This is a genomic window from Streptomyces sp. NPDC002754 (genome assembly GCF_053592315.1).
The window spans coordinates 202,460-217,874 of record NZ_JBSFVM010000002.1; the positions used below are offsets into that span (position 1 = coordinate 202,460).

Consider the following 15,415-nt stretch of genomic DNA (forward strand, 5'->3'; position numbering starts at 1 on the left):
CCGCTGTGGTCGCGCAGACTGAGGACATGGACGAGCGGGACCAGGTGAAGCCGGGCGTCGAGCGCGGCGGTGACGGGCGGGGCGGCGGTCGGCCCGCCGGAGGGTACGGGGCGGGCGCCGGGCCCGACGACGACCTGGCACGGCTCGACCCCGGCAGCGCCGACGTCGAGCAGCGCTGGCGTTCCTTCCACCGGTGGTCGCCGTACACCCTGCTCGCCGTCGGCACCGTGATGGCGGTGCCGACGAACGGCGCCTTCGGCCTGGACCGTGCGGACTGGTGGACGATGGCGGGGTTCGTCGCGGCCGCCGCCGTCCTGGAAGCCGTCGCCCTCCGTATCGGCCTCGCCCGCAGGGCCCCTTCGGTGACGGGCAGCGTCTACTACTGGCTGCGCTGGGCACTCGCCTTCTGCCTCACGTGGCTCAACCCGCTGTACGCGTTCTACGCCGCCGTCGGCTACTTCGGCGCCGGCCGGTTCCTGCTGCCCCGGCTGGTCAAACCGGGCCTGGCCGCGTCCGCGGTGATCCTCGCCGGATCGCAGGCGGGTGGCCTGCCCCCGCAGAACACGGCTCAGTGGGCCCTGTTCGGCGCGCTCCTCGCGGTCAACCTGGGCCTGGTCGCGGCCATGGTCCACCTGGACACGAAGGAGGGCGAGCGCTCCCTCGCCCAGGTCGCCACCATCGCGGAGCTGGAGCGCACCAACAGGGCGCTCCATGACGCGCTCGACGAGAACGCCGCGCTGCACACCCAGCTCCTCGTCCAGGCCCGCGAGGCCGGCGTCTCCGACGAGCGCCGCCGGCTCGCCGCCGAGATCCACGACACCATCGCCCAGGGCCTGACCGGGATCATCGCCCAGCTCCAGGTCGTCGCGAACACGGACGACCGGGGCCTGGCCCGCGAGCACCTCGACCGGGCCGCGGACCTCGCCCGGCACAGCCTCGGCGAGGCCCGCCGCTCCGTGCACAACCTGGCGCCCGCCGCCCTGGACGACGCGACGCTCGCCGAGGCACTGAAGAAGACCGTCGGGGACTGGTCCGCCCGTACCGGCGTGCGCGCCGACTTCACCCTCACCGGCACCGCCGAGCCGCTGCACGACGAGATCGAGGCGAGCCTGCTGCGGATCGCCGAGGAGGCGCTGTCCAACGCGGCCCGGCACGCGGCCGCCACCCGCGTCGGCGTCACCCTGTCCTTCATGGCGGGCGAGGTCACCCTCGACGTGCGCGACGACGGCCGCGGCTTCGACCCCCTCGCCGTGCCGGCCCGCTCCGGCGGCGGCGGCTTCGGCCTCGACGGGATGCGGGCCCGCGCCGAGCGGCTAGCGGGCGGCGTCACCGTCGAGTCGGAGGAAGGCGGCGGCACCGCGATCTCCGCTCACGTACCGTTGGTCCGCCATGACCAGTGACTCCGCACCTGCCGCCATCAGTCTGCTGATCGTCGACGACCACCCCGTCGTACGGGACGGCCTGCGCGGCATGTTCGAGTCGACGACCGGTTTCACGGTGCTCGGCGAGGCGGCCAACGGGGTGGAGGCGGTCGCCCGCGCCGAGGCCCTCGACCCGGACGTCGTCCTCATGGACCTGCGGATGCCGGGCGGCGGCGGCGTCGACGCGATCCGGGAGCTGGCCGCGCGCGGCGTACGGGCCCGCGTCCTGGTCCTCACCACGTACGACACGGACTCCGACACGCTGCCCGCGATCGAGGCGGGCGCCACCGGCTATCTGCTCAAGGACGCCCCGCGCGAGGAACTCTTCACGGCGGTACGGGCCGCCGCCGAGGGCCGCACGGTCCTGTCGCCCGCGGTGGCGTCCCGCCTGGTCACCGCCGTACGGACGCCCGCGGCGCCCGCCGACGAGACGCTCTCGGGCCGCGAGCGCGAGGTGCTCGTCCTGGTCGCGCGCGGCACGTCGAACCGGGAGATCGCGCGCGAGCTGTTCATCAGCGAGGCGACGGTGAAGACCCATCTCACGCACATCTACGGCAAGTTGGGCGTGAAGGACCGGGCGGCGGCGGTCGCGGTGGCGTACGACCGCAAGATTCTCGGCTGAGGCTCAGCCGATCTGGTCCGGCGTCACAGTCACCCACCGCTTGTCGGCGGTGGCCTTCTGCCCGAGTTCCTTCTGCCGCTTCACCCCGTCCGCCTTCATCCCGTTCAGCTCCTTCATGTAGCTGTCCTTGCGGTTGACCCAGACCCGGACGCCCCCGTGCGCCACGTCCACCGACCGCAGCAGCATCGGGCCGTCGCTCTTGGGTGTGTCCCCGGCCGCGAGGATCGGCTTCTTCCAGGCGTCGATGTACGTACTGATGGCGGCGGGCTTGCCCTCGTACCAGGTGGCCGGAGCCCACAGCGTCGGCGTCAACTCCCAGTTCGCCAGGGCCTTTTGGTCGAAGTTCCCCGCGGCGATCTCCTTGCGGGAGCTGGTGACATCACCCGTCTTGCGGTCCTTGAGCAGGGCGGCGACACCGAGCACGTTCTCGGGCTTCACGTCGTAGCCGTACTTCGGGTCGCCGAGCACCATGCGTACGAGGTCCTCGCTCGCGGCGCTCACCACGTACACCTCGATGCCGTGCGAGCGCAACGCGTGGTACAGCTCCCGCATGCCGTCGGAGAACACCGGCGGCTCCGCGCCGCCCGGCAGCTCGCCCTTGTACGCCAGCAACTCGTCGACGTACACCTTGAGTTGCTTGAGCGTGAACCCGGAGAAGATCTGCGCGGCCCACGGGTAGGAGACCTGGTCGTCGATCTCGCACAGCCGGTTGTAGTACTCGGTCAGGGTCTCCTTGTGCGTCGCCGTGTCCTTGAAGGGGATCACCTTCAGCGACGGGTCCATGGTGTCCCGCGTCAGGACGCCCTTCATCTCCATGAAGGGCAGCAGCGACTCCTCCAGGTCGTTGCGGTACGTCGTGTTGTCCGCGTCGAAGGTGGCGTACGCGCCCTGGTGCTCGTGCGCCGCGATCACCCGGGCGAGCTGCTTGGCCTGCGGTCTCGGCCAGTGCTTCAGTTCGGCGGCCACGGCGCGTGCGTCACCGGATGGGGCCGCGGTCGCCTCGGTCCCCGGCCACAGGGTGACGGTCGCGGTGAGGGCGGCGGCGAGGACGGCGCCCGCCGTGGCGAGCAGGAGGGGCTTCTTGCGCAGGGAGTCTGCGTTCACAAAGGTCACGGCGCGTCAGCCTAGGGGCACGGGCCCGGAATCCCCATGATCGGAATCACCGTCCGTGAACGGCATGTACGCGGCGGGTGCGGGTAGCCGCCAGGCGTCCGGCACGAGTCCGTGCCGCGTCGCATACTGGACGTCATGAGCACCGGCTCCCAGGAGTTCGTGCGCGCGACGCCACGGCCCGGCGGCCCGATCGTCTCGGCGGTCGGCTACCGCACGCGAGGCCTGCCTCCCGCGCTCCACCGCGGCCTGCCCTCCCCGTACCTCACGGTGATCTTCACCCTCGACGAGCCGGTCGTCGGCGGCCACACCCCCGAGGAGGCCATGGGCCCCGACGCGGTCCGCACGGACATCGTCGTGGGCGGGCTGCACCAGCACCCCGAGTTCATCGCCCAGTCCGGGTCCGAGGCCGGCATCCAGCTCGCGGTGCACCCCCTCGCGGCCCGCGCGCTGCTCGGGGCGCCGGCCGCCGAGCTCGCCGGGCCCGTCGCGATCGAGGGCACGGACGTGCTCGGCCGGACGGCGGCCCTCGTACGGGAGGAGCTGGCCGGGCTCGACGACTGGCGGGCTCGGTTCGACCTCGTCGCCGACTACGTGGCGACGCGGACGGCCGACGACCCGCTGGCCGGCGTACGCCCCGAGGTCGCCGAGGCGTGGACGTGGCTCGCCCGGCACCGCGGCGCGGGCACGCTGAAGGGGCTCGCCGCGCACGTCGCCCTCAGCGAACGCCGCCTCACCACCCTGTTCCGCGCCGAGACGGGCCTGAGCCCCAAGCAGGCCGCCCGCCTGATGCGCTTCCAGCACGCGAAGGCGGCCGTCGTCCGCGCGGTGGCGGCGGGCGCCCCGCCGGACCTGTCCCGCGTCGCCGCCGAGCACGGCTACTGCGACCACTCGCACCTGGTCCGCGACTTCCGCCAGTACACGGGCCTGAGCCCGACCGGCTGGCTCGCCGAGGAGTGCCGGAACATCCAAGCCGGGGGACACCACAACGGCGAAGACTCGGAGCCATGAACACCACACAGAGCACCCAGCCCAAGCCCTCCCGCGAGCCCGCCGTCTGGCCCACTCTCCAGGCGAACGACGCGCCCGCGCTCATCGACTTCCTCGTCGACACCGTCGGCTTCCTGCGCACCGCCGTCTACGAGGACGGCGACCGCGTCGCCCACGCCCAGCTCGACTGGCCCGAGGGCGGCGGGATCATGCTCGGCTCCCACAAGCCGGACGCCGAGCCCGGCACCTGGTGCGTCAAGCCGGGCAGCTTCGGCGGCTACGTCGTGACCACCCGGGTCGACGAGCTGTACGCCCGCCTCGTCGACGCGGGCGTCAAGATCCTCCGCGAGATCGAGGACCAGCCGTACGGCAGCCGCGAGTTCGCGATCACCGACCCCGAGGGCAACATGTGGTCCTTCGGCACGTACGCGGGCGAGCCCAGGCCTACGGCCTGACCTTCAGGAGCAGCACGGTCCTCGCCTCCACCGTGATCGTGGCGCCGGCCTCGTGCGGCACGGCCGGCGCCACGCCCTGTTCCTCCTCGCCGGTGTCCACCACCACCTCGTACGAACGGGCCCAGGGCTCGCCCGGCAGCACGAAGCTCTCGGCCCGGTCGCCCGCGTGCAGGATCGCAAGGAAGCTGTCGTCGCGCACCGGCTCGCCACGCGCGTCGCGGCCGGGGATGTCGCGCCCCGACAGATACATGCCGACCGTGCCGGCGGGCGCGTACCAGTCGCCCTCCGTCATCTCGGTGCCGCGCGAGGTGAACCACGCCAGGTCCCGCAGCCCGTCCACCGAGTGCGCGCGGCCGGAGAAGAAGGCGCGGCGCCGCAGCACGGGGTGCGCGTGCCGCAGCGCGACGAGCCGTGCGGTGAGCGCGAACAGCTCACGGCAGCCGGGGTCGTCGAGGAGGGACCAGTCCAGCCAGCTGATCTCGTTGTCCTGGCAGTACGCGTTGTTGTTGCCGCGCTGCGTGCGCCCGAACTCGTCGCCCGCCACCAGCATCGGCACTCCGGTCGACAGCAGCAGCGTCGTCAAGAGGTTCCGCAACTGCCGTCTGCGCAGGGCCCGTACGCCCTCGTCGTCGGTCTCGCCCTCGACGCCGCAGTTCCAGGACCGGTTGTCGTGCGTGCCGTCCCGGTTGCCCTCCCCGTTCGCCTCGTTGTGCTTGCGTTCGTACGAGACGAGGTCGCGCAGCGTGAGGCCGTCGTGGGCGGTGACGAAGTTGACCGAGGCGTACGGCCGGCGCCCGCCCCACGCGTACAGGTCGCTCGAACCGGAGAGCCGGTACCCGAGGTCCCGTACGTCGGGCAGCGCGCCGCGCCAGAAGTCGCGCACGGCGTCGCGGTAGCGGTCGTTCCACTCCGTCCACAGCGGCGGGAAGGAGCCGACCTGGTAGCCGCCCGAGCCCACGTCCCACGGCTCCGCGATCAGCTTCACCCGGCGCAGCACCGGGTCCTGCGCGATGACCGCGAGGAACGGGGAGAGCATGTCGACGTCGTGCATGGAGCGGGCGAGCGCCGCGGCGAGATCGAACCTGAACCCGTCGACCCCCATCTCCGTGACCCAGTACCTGAGCGAGTCCGTGATCAGCCTGAGCACCTGCGGCTGCACCACGTGCAGCGTGTTGCCGCAGCCCGTGTAGTCGGCGTAGCGGCGCGCGTCGTCCTGGAGGCGGTAGTAGCCGCGGTTGTCGATGCCCTTCAGGGACAGCATCGGGCCCAGCTCGCCCGCCTCCGCCGTGTGGTTGTAGACGACGTCGAGGATTACCTCGATCCCCGCGTCGTGCAGCGCCCGCACCATCCGCTTGAACTCGCCGACCTGCTGCCCGGCCGTGCCGGACGCCGCGTATCCCGCGTGCGGGGCGAAATAGCCGATGGAGTTGTAGCCCCAGTAGTTCCTCATCCCCCGCCGCAGCAGATGGTCCTCGTGCGCGAACTGGTGCACCGGCAGCAGCTCCACCGCCGTCACGCCCAGCCGCACCAGATGTTCGATCGCCGCCGGGTGCGCGAGCCCCGCATACGTACCCCTCAACTCCTCCGGAATACCCGGGTGTTGACGGGTGAAGCCGCGCATGTGCAGCTCGTAGATCACCGAGTCCGCCCAGGGCGTCTTCGGCCGCCGGTCGTCCACCCACTCGTCGCCGGACGCGTCGTCGTGCACGACCACGCCCTTCGGTACGTACGGCGCCGAGTCCCGGTCGTCGCGCACCGTGTCGGCGACGTGCTGTTCGGGCCAGTCCCGTACGTGCCCGTAGACCTCGGGCGGCAGGCCGAACTCGCCGTCCACCGCCCGTGCGTACGGGTCGAGGAGCAGCTTCGCCGGGTTCCAGCGGGCACCCGTCCACGGGTCCCAGCGGCCGTGCACCCGGAACCCGTAGCGCTGCCCCGGAAGCACTCCCGGTACGAAGCCGTGCCAGATCTCGTGCGTCAACTCGGTGAGCGCGGCCCGGCGTTCACGTCCCTCCTCGTCGAACAGGCACAGCTCGACGGAGTCGGCGCCACCCGCCCACAGGGCGAAGTTGGTGCCCGCGACCCCGTCCGGCCCGACCCGGAAGCGGGCGCCGAGCGGCACGGGCGTGCCCGGCCACACCGGCTCCAGTGGGGACACGCGCTCCCGTTCGCGGCCGGGGAGCGGGGCCGGCAGCGCTCTGCCGTTGCCCGCGCGCGGCGCGCTCTGAACTGCCTCCTGCTCGGGTGCGCTCGACACCTGACGGCCTCCCGCGGCTCCACGGCTCCTGGGCAGCGGGGCGTGCGGCGTCCCGGCCGCGCTCCCCCTGCTTCCTCTCCCTGTTCTGCCCAGAGCTTCGCTCGCACTCACGTTTCCCCGGCGGATCGGGAGGGGTTACGTGCTGGCCGAAACCGGGGCATCCTCCCCACTGTTGGGACGGAACGGTGACATCCCTGGGGATCCGTTTCCCCAGGTCGTGTGGTTACCTTTCGCAATGCGTGCGCGCGAAGGCGCGGTAGTGCGGGCCTTGGGGCAAGGCCGTGCGAGGGGAGAAGAATTTTGAACGGGCGACGACCGATATCCACGGTTCTGCTGGGGGCGGCACTCTTCCTTGTCACCGCTTGCGGTGGCGGCGGGGGCTCCGGCGACGACAAGGGGAGTTCCGGCAAGGCGGCCGCGGCTCACAAGGAGTCGCAGGCCGTGCTGAAGGTGAAGCCGAAGAACGGCGCGGACGGGGTCGCGACCAGCGGGGCCCTGAAGGTCACCGCGGACAAGGGGAAGCTGACCGAGGTGAAGGTCGCCGACACCAAGGGCAACGAGGTGCAGGGCGCGATCACCGGCGGCGGCCGGAGCTGGACCCCGGCGCGGCACCTCGCCGCGTCGACCGAGTACAAGGTGCACGCGATCGCCAAGGACAAGGCGGGCCGCGAGGCCGCCAAGGACTCCACGTTCACCACGCTCACGCCGAAGAACACGTTCATCGGCACGTTCACCCCGGAGGACGGCTCGAAGGTCGGCGTCGGCATGCCGTTCTCGATCCGCTTCTCGCGCGGCATCACCCACCCCGAGGACGTCGAGAAGGCGATTTCGGTCAAGGCCGAGCCCGATGTCCCCGTCGAGGGCCACTGGTTCGGCAACGACCGCATCGACTTCCGGCCCGAGGAGTACTGGGCGAGCGGCACGAAGGTCACCGTCAAGATGAACCTCGACGGCGTCGAGGGCCGCCCCGGCGTCTACGGCAAGCAGGCCAAGACGGTGAAGTTCACCGTCGGCCGCAGCCAGATCTCCACGGTCGACGCCAAGACGCACACGATGACGGTCGAGCGCGACGGCAAGACCATCAAGAAGATCCCGGTCACCACGGGCAAGCCGGGCTACGAGACGTGGAACGGCAAGATGGTCATCAGCGAGAGCCTGCGCGTGACCCGCATGAACGGCGAGACGGTCGGCTACGGCGGCGAGTACGACATCAAGGACGTCCCGCACGCCCAGCGTCTGACCGACTCCGGCACGTTCATCCACGGCAACTACTGGGGCGGCGGCACCTTCGGCAACGTCAACTCCAGCCACGGCTGCATCGGGCTGCGCGACGTCCGCGGCGGCTACGACAAGAAGGTCCCGGCGGCCTGGTTCTTCAACGAGTCGATGACGGGTGACGTGGTCGTGGTCAAGAACTCCCACGACAAGACGGTCGACTCGGCGAACGGCCTGAACGGCTGGAACATGTCCTGGGCGGACTGGAAGAAGTGACCAGCACCGTGGTTGCCGTTCGGGGCTCTGCCCCGGACCCCGCTCCTCAAACGCCGGAGAGGCTTGGTGGACGGTGGCCCGCAACGATCAACTGGGTACGCTGCGCCGCATGACCGTTCACCTCGAAGTAGCCGCCGGCGTGGGCACCATCCGCCTGGACCGCCCCCCGATGAACGCCCTGGACGTAGCCACCCAGGACCGCATCAAGCAACTCGCCGAAGAGGCCACGACCCGCACCGACATCCGGGCCGTGGTCCTCCGCGGCAGCGAAAAGGTGTTCGCGGCCGGCGCGGACATCAAGGAGATGCGCGACATGGACCACGCGGCGATGGTCGCGCGCTCCCGCGGCCTCCAGGACGCGTTCACCGCGGTCGCCCGCATCCCGAAGCCGGTCGTCGCCGCCGTCACCGGCTACGCACTGGGCGGCGGCTGCGAACTGGCCCTGTGCGCCGACTTCCGCATCGCCGCCGACAACGCGAAGTTCGGGCAGCCCGAGATCCTGCTCGGCCTGATCCCCGGCGCGGGCGGCACCCAGCGCCTGTCCCGCCTCGTCGGCCCGTCCAAGGCCAAGGACCTGATCTTCACGGGCCGCCAGGTGAAGGCGGAGGAGGCGCTCACCCTCGGGCTCGTCGACCGGGTGGTCCCCGCGGCCGAGGTCTTCGACGCCGCGAACGCCTGGGCCGGGCAGCTCGCCAAGGGCCCCGCGATCGCACTGCGGGCGGCGAAGGAGTCGATCGACACGGGCCTGGAGGCGGACCTGGACACGGGCCTGGCCATCGAACGCAACTGGTTCGCAGGCCTGTTCGCCACGGAGGACCGGGAGACCGGGATGCGCAGCTTCGTGGAGGAGGGCCCCGGGAAGGCGAAGTTCGCCTGACGCCGCCCCCAAGTGCCGTGCGGGCAAGCCGAGTTGATCAGTTCGCTCGTTCGGGGAGCATTATCCGAGCCTTAAGAGAACCTTAAGCGAATTCGGCCGAAGACGATCAACGGCAGCGTACGTACGGTGGGTTGTCGCAGCTCACGCGGGGTGCGAACAGCCCTGTACTGCCAACGGCATATGACTGAACGGCCCTCCGGAACGAAGCGTTCCGGGGGGCCTATTCCGTCGGAACGACCCCGCGGGGGCCGCCATGGCCCCATCATGGAGGCATGGCGGGGCTTGAGGGTGTGGAACAACCGCGGCGGCACGCAAGTGCGACCGCGGCGCGCTGGTCTCCCGCGGTCGAGGACGAACACGCCCTGAGGGCACTGGAGTTGTTCGGGAACCCGGCCGAGGCGGAGGTGTCGCTGCCGTCGCGCCCCGAGTCGGCCGCGACCGCGAGGCGGCTCACGCAGGTCGTCGTCCTGCGCCACTGGGGTCTCTCCCCGAAGATGACCGAGGACGGCGTCCTGCTCGTCTCCGAGCTGGTCGGCAACGCGGTGCGGCACACCGGGGCCCGCCACTTCGGCCTGCGCATGCTGCGCCGCCGCGGCTGGATCCGCGTCGAGGTTCGCGACCCGTCCCGCGGACTGCCCTGCCTGATGCCGGTGCAGGCGATGGACATCTCGGGCCGCGGCCTCTTCCTCGTCGACAAGCTCTCCGACCGCTGGGGCGTCGACCTGCTGCCGCGCGGCAAGACGACCTGGTTCGAAATGCGCGTCGCCGACCGCTGACCTTCGTACGCTGGGTGGCTCGAGTCCCGGGTGGCTTGAGTCTCAGACGACTTGAGTCTCGGACGGCTTGAGTCTCCACCCACTGGAAGGCCCAGACTCCTCGACATGATCGACGACGGCCCACAGCTGCTCACGATCGGACAGCTGGCCTGCCGCACCGGCCTCACGGTGCGCACCATCCGGTTCTGGTCCGACGAGGGCGTCCTGCACCCCGTGACCCGCAGCGAGGGCGGCTACCGGCTCTACGACGCCGAGTCCGTCGCCCGCCTGGAGCTGATCCGCACCCTGCGCGAGCTGGGCCTCGGCCTGGACGACGTACGGAAGATCCTCTCCGGGGAGCGGGACATCGCGTCCGTCGCCGCCGCGCACGTGACGGCGCTCGACGCGCAGATCCAGGTGCTGCGGCTCAACCGGGCGGTGCTGTCGACGGTCGCGAAACGGAACTCGAGCGCCGAGGAGATGGCCCTGATGAACAAACTGGCACGACAGTCCGCCGCCGAGCGCAAGCGGATCATGGACGAGTTCGCCGAGGAGATGCTGCACGGCCTGGACACCGTCGACCCGGCGGTCCAGGAACGGATGCGGGCGATGAGCGCCGGTCTGCCGGACGACCCGACGCCCGAGCAGGTCGACGCGTGGGTGGAGCTGGCCGAGCTGCTGCAGGACCCGGCGTTCAAGGCGCGCATGCGGCAGGCCACCGAGTACAACGCGGCGGACCGCACCCCCGAGTCCGCGGCCGGCGCCTCCATGCATTTCCTGAGCAAGCTGGTCGCACTCGCGGGCGACGCGGTGCGCAACGGCACCGACCCCGCGTCGCCCGCCGCCGAGCAGGTGCTCCAGGACCTGCTCGGCGACGCCGACCGCTCCGCAGTCCTCGACCGGCTGCTCGCCACGATGAACGACAAGGTGGCCCGCTACCGCGAACTGCTCGGCGTCCTGAAGGGCGGCGCCCCCGAGCACCCGCACCGCGAGGAGTTCGCCTGGGTACTCGCCGCACTGCGGGCGCGGACCGCCAAGTAATCTGACCCCCGTCAACACGACAGTACGAAAATCGAGGGGTGGCCCGGTGGCGGACATCGAGGAAGCACGCAAGGCGTTCGAGCGGTTCGACGCGGACGGCGACGGCTTCATCACGGCGGCCGAGTACAAGAGCGCCATGGCGCAGATGGGCGACTTCAACGTCACGGACTCCGTGGCCGAGGCCCTCATCTCCCGACAGGACGCCAACGGCGACAAGGTCCTGTCCTTCGACGAGTTCTGGGCCAACCTGAACAAGTAGGCATCCGGATCCGGTGGGGCATGCGCACGGCGCACGCCCCACCGGTGTCTCACGCCCCGGCCCTGTTCACCGCCGACAGCACCGCCCGTACGGAAGCGGCCAGCACGGACGTGTCGCGGCCCGCGCCCCACACCGGCGCCCCGTCCACACGGAGTCGCGCGAACGCGACGGTCTCGGCGTCCCGGCCCGCCGCCAGCGCGTGCTGGCCGAAATCCAGGACGTCCACGTCCCGTCCTGCCGCCGCGAGCGCGTCCGCGAAAGCCGCCAGCGGCCCGTTGCCCTTGCCCTCCAACTCCCTTACCTGACCGTCGACTTCGAGGGTGCACGCGAAGTGGTGCACGGCGCCGTCCTGCCGCACCGACCAGCCGTCGGCGAGCGCCACGGGGCCGGGGACATCCAGATACGCCGCGCGGAACAGGGCGTACAGCTCGCCCGATGTCGCCTCACGGCCGCTGTCGTCGGTGGCCTCCTGCACGAGCCGCGCGTACTCGGGCCGCAGCGCCCGCGGCAGGTCGACGCCGTGGTGCTCCTTCAGCAGATACGCCATCCCGCCCTTCCCCGACTGCGAGTTGACGCGGATCACGGCCTCGTACGTACGTCCCACATCGGCCGGGTCGATCGGCAGGTACGGCACGTCCCACGGCTCGTCCGGATGTGCGGCGCGATGCGCGAAACCCTTGGAGATGGCGTCCTGGTGGGTGCCGGAGAAGGCCGTGTAGACGAGTTCGCCGCCGTACGGATGCCGTGGATGCACCGGCAACCGGTTGCAGAACTCGACCGTCTCGCGCACCGCGTCGATGTCCGAGAAGTCGATCATCGGGTCGACGCCCTGCGCGTACAGATTCATGGCGAGCGTGACGAGGTCGACGTTCCCCGTCCGCTCGCCGTTGCCGAACAGACAGCCCTCCACGCGCTGCGCACCTGCCAGGACGGCGAGTTCGGCGCAGGCGACGCCGGTGCCGCGGTCGTTGTGCGGGTGCACGGAGAGGATGACGGACTCGCGGCGGGACAGGTGCCGGTGCATGTACTCGATCTGGTCTGCGTACACGTTCGGCGTCGAGATCTCGACAGTCGTCGGCAGATTGTGGGTGACCGGGCGCTCGGGACTCGCGTCCCACAGTTCGGTCAGCCCGTTGCAGACCTCCAGTGCGAAGTCCGGCTCGGTGAGGTTGAAGGTCTCCGGGGCGAACTGGAAGCGGATGTGCGCGTCGGGGCGGGCGTCGGCGAGGCGGGCCATGTGGGCGGCGGCCTCGCGTACGGTCCGCCGGATCTCGGCGCGTGTCATGCCGAGGACGACGTCGCGCCAGGTGGGGGAGGTGGGGATGTACAGATGCACTACGGCGCGCGGCAGCCCCTCGATGGATGCGAAGGTCCGCTCGATCAGATCCGGCTTGGCCGGGGTGAACACGACGGGGGTGACGTCGTCGGGCAGCTCGACCTCGGTGGCGATGTGCCGCACGAAGTCGAAGTCCGTCCGGCTGGCCGACGGGTAGCCGACCTCGATCTCCTTGAAGCCCATCCCGACCAGCAGATCGAAGAAGCGGTGCTTGCGGGCGGTGTCCATCGGCTCGGCGAGCGCCTGATTCCCGTCCCGCAGATCGACGGGCACCCACAGCGGCGCCGCGGTGATCTCCTTCGACGGCCAACTCCGGTCGGCGAGAGGGACGTTGGCGACCCGCTCGTGGTGCGGCCGGTAACGGTGGTACGGCATCGGGCCTGGGGTCTGCGGATTCCAGCGGTACATGGCGGCTGAGGCCTTCCTCGGTGCGGTCGTGGCGGTGGCCGACCGGCAGCACGGCACCCCGCGGCGGGGTGCCGGTCGCGTCAGGCCCCGCCGCGGCAGCCGAGAAGAAGGAGTCCGCGGAACATGCCCAGTACACTAGCCACACCTCAGGTCCTCAGACAAGTACACCTCAGACAAGTTGGTGATCCCGTGTCGTCGCCGGCCGGCCCCCTCCGCCCCAGCCCCCTCGTCGAACAGGCCGCGGAGCGCCTCCGCGCACAGATCGCCGACGGCGACTGGCCCATCGGCACCCGTCTGCCCGGCGAGACCACCCTCGCCAAGGAGCTCGGCGTGGGCCGGTCCACGGTCCGCGAGGCGGTGCGCGCGCTCACAGGCCAGGGGATGCTGCGGCCGAAGCAGGGTGCGGGCGTGTTCGTGACGGCGCTGCGCCCGGTCGAGGACTGGCCGACACGCCTGCGCCGAGCGGCGGTCGCCGACGTCTACGAAGTCCGTACGCTCCTGGAGATCCAGGCCGCGCGCCTGGCGGCCGAACGACGCACGGACGAGGATGTCGCGGCGATGCGGTCGGCGCTCGCCGCGCGCAGGGCAGCGGCGGGTGGTCCCGGTGACACGTTCGTCGACGCCGACATCGCCCTGCACGCCACGATCGTCGCGGCCGCCCGCAACCCGGTCCTCACCGACCTCTTCGCCGAGTTCGCCCCGGCCCTGCGCCAGGCCCTGATCGACCTCCTCGCCCTGGTCGACGTACGAGGAGCCGAACAGGACCACGGCGACGCGGCGCACGCGGGGCTCGTAGAGGCGGTGGCGGCGGGGGACGCCGAGGCGGCGGGGCGAGCGGCGCGGGACGAACTGGCGGCGATTCAGGGAAAGTTGGGGTAATGGGAGTCACGGGCCGACGGGTGAGGGTGAGGTCGACCCGGGGATCGGAATAGTGGGTGTGTCCTCCCGGTTCACATCCTGTGCACGTGCATGCTTCTCGCGAAACCTCCCGATCCCGAAGGGCAAGGCTCGACATGAAGATCGGCATCATCGGCGCGGGCAACATCGGCGGAAACCTCACCCGGCGCCTCACCGCCGTCGGCCACGACGTCCACGTGGCGAACTCGCGCGGCCCCCAGACCCTCACCGCCCTCGCGGAGGAGACCGGTGCCACCCCCGCCACCATCGAGGACGCGGTCCGCGACGCGAAGGTCGTGGTCGTCACCATTCCGCTCAAGGCCGTGCCGAACCTGCCCAAGGGGCTCCTGGACACGGCGGCCTCCGAGGTCGCCGTCATCGACACCGGCAACTATTACCCGCAGCAGCGCGACGGGAAGATCGCCGGAATCGAGGACGAGGGACTGACCGAGAGCCGCTGGACGGAGCGCCAACTCGGTCACCAGGTGGTCAAGGCGTTCAACGGCACCTACGCCCACGACATCCTCGACAAGCCCCGCCCGTCCGGCGACCCGCGGCGCGTCTCCCTGCCCGTCGCGAGCGACGACGCGGCCGCGAAGCAGGTCGTCGCGGCGCTCCTCGACGAGATCGGCTTCGACACCGTGGACGCCGGCGGCCAGGACGAATCCTGGCGCCAGCAGCCCGGCACCCCGGTCTACGGCCTCGCGTCCGACGCGGCGGCGGTGCGCAAGGCGCTGGACGCGGCGTCCCCGGAGCGTGCGGCGGAGTGGCGCGCCTGACCGTCGCGGGCGTCAACTCCCGTCAGACGCCGCCCGCCCACTCGTGCAGGGCGTCCTTGCTGTCGAAGTCGGCGACGTTCTTGTCGAGTGGGCTGTCCGTGTACTGGTGGATGGCCCAGTCCGCCTTGATGCGGGGCTTGCCGGCGCTGACGTAGTCGGCGATCCAGAGGCCGTCGCCGGCGTAGGACGTCGTGTCGATGTTCAGCCAGAAATTCCTGTTCGAGTACAACAGGACACGATGATTGGGCCGCAGCCGCTTCACCTCGCGGATGAACTTGTCCTTCTCCGCGTTGCTCGCGTGCGTGCCCTCGCCGGTCGTCTCCCAGTCCGCCGCCAGCAAGTCCCCCACCTTTTCGGGGGCCTTGCTCACGAAGTACTCGGCCTGCGCCGTGATGTTCCCCGGCCACAGGAAGTGGTAGAAGCCGACGACGCAGCGCGCGTCGCGGGCCCGCTTCGTCTGGGCGGCCAGGCGCGGGTTGACGTAACTACGGCCCTCCGTCGCCTTGATGAAGACGAACGACAGGCCGTCCGTGTCGAACGTGGACTGGTGCGAGCTGACGTCGATGCCACGGATCATGCGGGCCTCCAGGTCGGTGGGGCGACGAGGTCGAACCTTCATCGTCCCTGATCCGGCCCGCCGTGAGGCCCCCTTTGCGCAGAGTGATCTGCCGGTCACCGTACAGAGTCGGACGTTTCGGACATCCAAAGTCTTGGAACTCG

15 protein-coding genes are annotated in these 15,415 nt (G+C 70.9%); 11 read left to right on the top strand and 4 right to left on the bottom strand.

Translation table 11 applies throughout. The features are described from left to right. Positions 1 to 5 precede the first annotated feature (5 nt). Both ACWD2L_RS08255 and ACWD2L_RS08260 read left to right on the top strand, forming a co-directional pair. Complete coding sequence (locus tag ACWD2L_RS08255; protein WP_351335294.1) at positions 6 to 1,400, top strand: sensor histidine kinase; 1,395 nt, start codon at positions 6 to 8, stop codon at positions 1,398 to 1,400. Continuing rightward, positions 1,390 to 2,043, top strand: a complete 654-nt coding sequence (locus ACWD2L_RS08260) for a response regulator transcription factor (protein WP_351335296.1) — start codon at positions 1,390 to 1,392, stop codon at positions 2,041 to 2,043. The genes ACWD2L_RS08255 and ACWD2L_RS08260 overlap by 11 nt, the downstream gene beginning before the upstream one ends. A gap of 3 nt (positions 2,044 to 2,046) precedes the next feature. On the opposite strand, the gene ACWD2L_RS08265 is transcribed toward ACWD2L_RS08260, so the two are convergent. Beyond that, positions 2,047 to 3,156 carry an HAD family hydrolase gene (locus ACWD2L_RS08265; protein ID WP_351335299.1) on the bottom strand — a complete coding sequence of 370 codons (1,110 nt, stop codon included), beginning with the start codon at positions 3,154 to 3,156 and terminating at the stop codon, positions 2,047 to 2,049. Between the two features lie 135 nt (positions 3,157 to 3,291). On the opposite strand from ACWD2L_RS08265, the gene ACWD2L_RS08270 reads away from it, so the two are divergent. Then, positions 3,292 to 4,164 carry an AraC family transcriptional regulator gene (locus ACWD2L_RS08270; RefSeq protein ID WP_351335302.1) on the top strand — a complete coding sequence of 291 codons (873 nt, stop codon included), beginning with the start codon at positions 3,292 to 3,294 and terminating at the stop codon, positions 4,162 to 4,164. Beyond that, on the top strand, positions 4,161 to 4,598 hold the full coding sequence (locus tag ACWD2L_RS08275; RefSeq protein ID WP_351335304.1) for a VOC family protein: 438 nt from the start codon (positions 4,161 to 4,163) through the stop codon (positions 4,596 to 4,598). The genes ACWD2L_RS08270 and ACWD2L_RS08275 overlap by 4 nt, the downstream gene beginning before the upstream one ends. Here ACWD2L_RS08275 and glgX read toward each other — a convergent pair. Continuing rightward, positions 4,588 to 6,852, bottom strand: coding sequence for a glycogen debranching protein GlgX (gene glgX / locus ACWD2L_RS08280; protein WP_351335307.1), 2,265 nt, complete (start codon positions 6,850 to 6,852; stop codon positions 4,588 to 4,590). The genes ACWD2L_RS08275 and glgX overlap by 11 nt on opposite strands. A 300-nt stretch (positions 6,853 to 7,152) precedes the next feature. Between glgX and ACWD2L_RS08285 the strand changes: the two genes are divergently transcribed. The 5 genes from ACWD2L_RS08285 to ACWD2L_RS08305 all read left to right on the top strand — a co-directional run bounded on the left by ACWD2L_RS08285 (position 7,153) and on the right by ACWD2L_RS08305 (position 11,275). Next, positions 7,153 to 8,343 carry a L,D-transpeptidase gene (locus ACWD2L_RS08285; RefSeq protein ID WP_351335310.1) on the top strand — a complete coding sequence of 397 codons (1,191 nt, stop codon included), beginning with the start codon at positions 7,153 to 7,155 and terminating at the stop codon, positions 8,341 to 8,343. 109 nt (positions 8,344 to 8,452) lie between these two features. Then, on the top strand, positions 8,453 to 9,220 hold the full coding sequence (locus tag ACWD2L_RS08290) for an enoyl-CoA hydratase/isomerase family protein (protein WP_351335312.1): 768 nt from the start codon (positions 8,453 to 8,455) through the stop codon (positions 9,218 to 9,220). Positions 9,221 to 9,492: 272 nt separating this feature from the next. Then, on the top strand, positions 9,493 to 9,996 hold the full coding sequence (locus tag ACWD2L_RS08295; protein WP_351335315.1) for an ATP-binding protein: 504 nt from the start codon (positions 9,493 to 9,495) through the stop codon (positions 9,994 to 9,996). 105 nt (positions 9,997 to 10,101) lie between these two features. After that, positions 10,102 to 11,016 (top strand): helix-turn-helix domain-containing protein, encoded by a 915-nt coding sequence (locus tag ACWD2L_RS08300; RefSeq protein ID WP_351335318.1) that lies wholly within the window; start codon positions 10,102 to 10,104, stop codon positions 11,014 to 11,016. Positions 11,017 to 11,062: 46 nt separating this feature from the next. Beyond that, entirely contained in the window at positions 11,063 to 11,275 is a 213-nt protein-coding gene (locus ACWD2L_RS08305) for an EF-hand domain-containing protein (protein ID WP_351335321.1), read from the top strand. Between the two features lie 49 nt (positions 11,276 to 11,324). Here ACWD2L_RS08305 and leuA read toward each other — a convergent pair whose 3' ends face one another. Next, positions 11,325 to 13,019, bottom strand: a complete 1,695-nt coding sequence (gene leuA, locus ACWD2L_RS08310; protein ID WP_451187889.1) for a 2-isopropylmalate synthase — start codon at positions 13,017 to 13,019, stop codon at positions 11,325 to 11,327. Positions 13,020 to 13,208: 189 nt separating this feature from the next. Here leuA and ACWD2L_RS08315 point away from each other — a divergent pair, with 189 nt between their 5' ends. Both ACWD2L_RS08315 and ACWD2L_RS08320 read left to right on the top strand, forming a co-directional pair. Further along, entirely contained in the window at positions 13,209 to 13,898 is a 690-nt protein-coding gene (locus tag ACWD2L_RS08315) for a FadR/GntR family transcriptional regulator (protein ID WP_351335326.1), read from the top strand. Between the two features lie 86 nt (positions 13,899 to 13,984). Then, positions 13,985 to 14,695, top strand: coding sequence for an NADPH-dependent F420 reductase (locus ACWD2L_RS08320; RefSeq protein ID WP_351335329.1), 711 nt, complete (start codon positions 13,985 to 13,987; stop codon positions 14,693 to 14,695). A gap of 22 nt (positions 14,696 to 14,717) precedes the next feature. On the opposite strand, the gene ACWD2L_RS08325 is transcribed toward ACWD2L_RS08320, so the two are convergent. Further along, the gene (locus ACWD2L_RS08325; protein ID WP_351335454.1) at positions 14,718 to 15,272 is read right to left on the bottom strand and encodes a glycoside hydrolase family 25 protein; all 555 of its coding nucleotides are present in this window, start codon (positions 15,270 to 15,272) and stop codon (positions 14,718 to 14,720) included. Between the last annotated feature and the right edge of the window lie 143 nt (positions 15,273 to 15,415).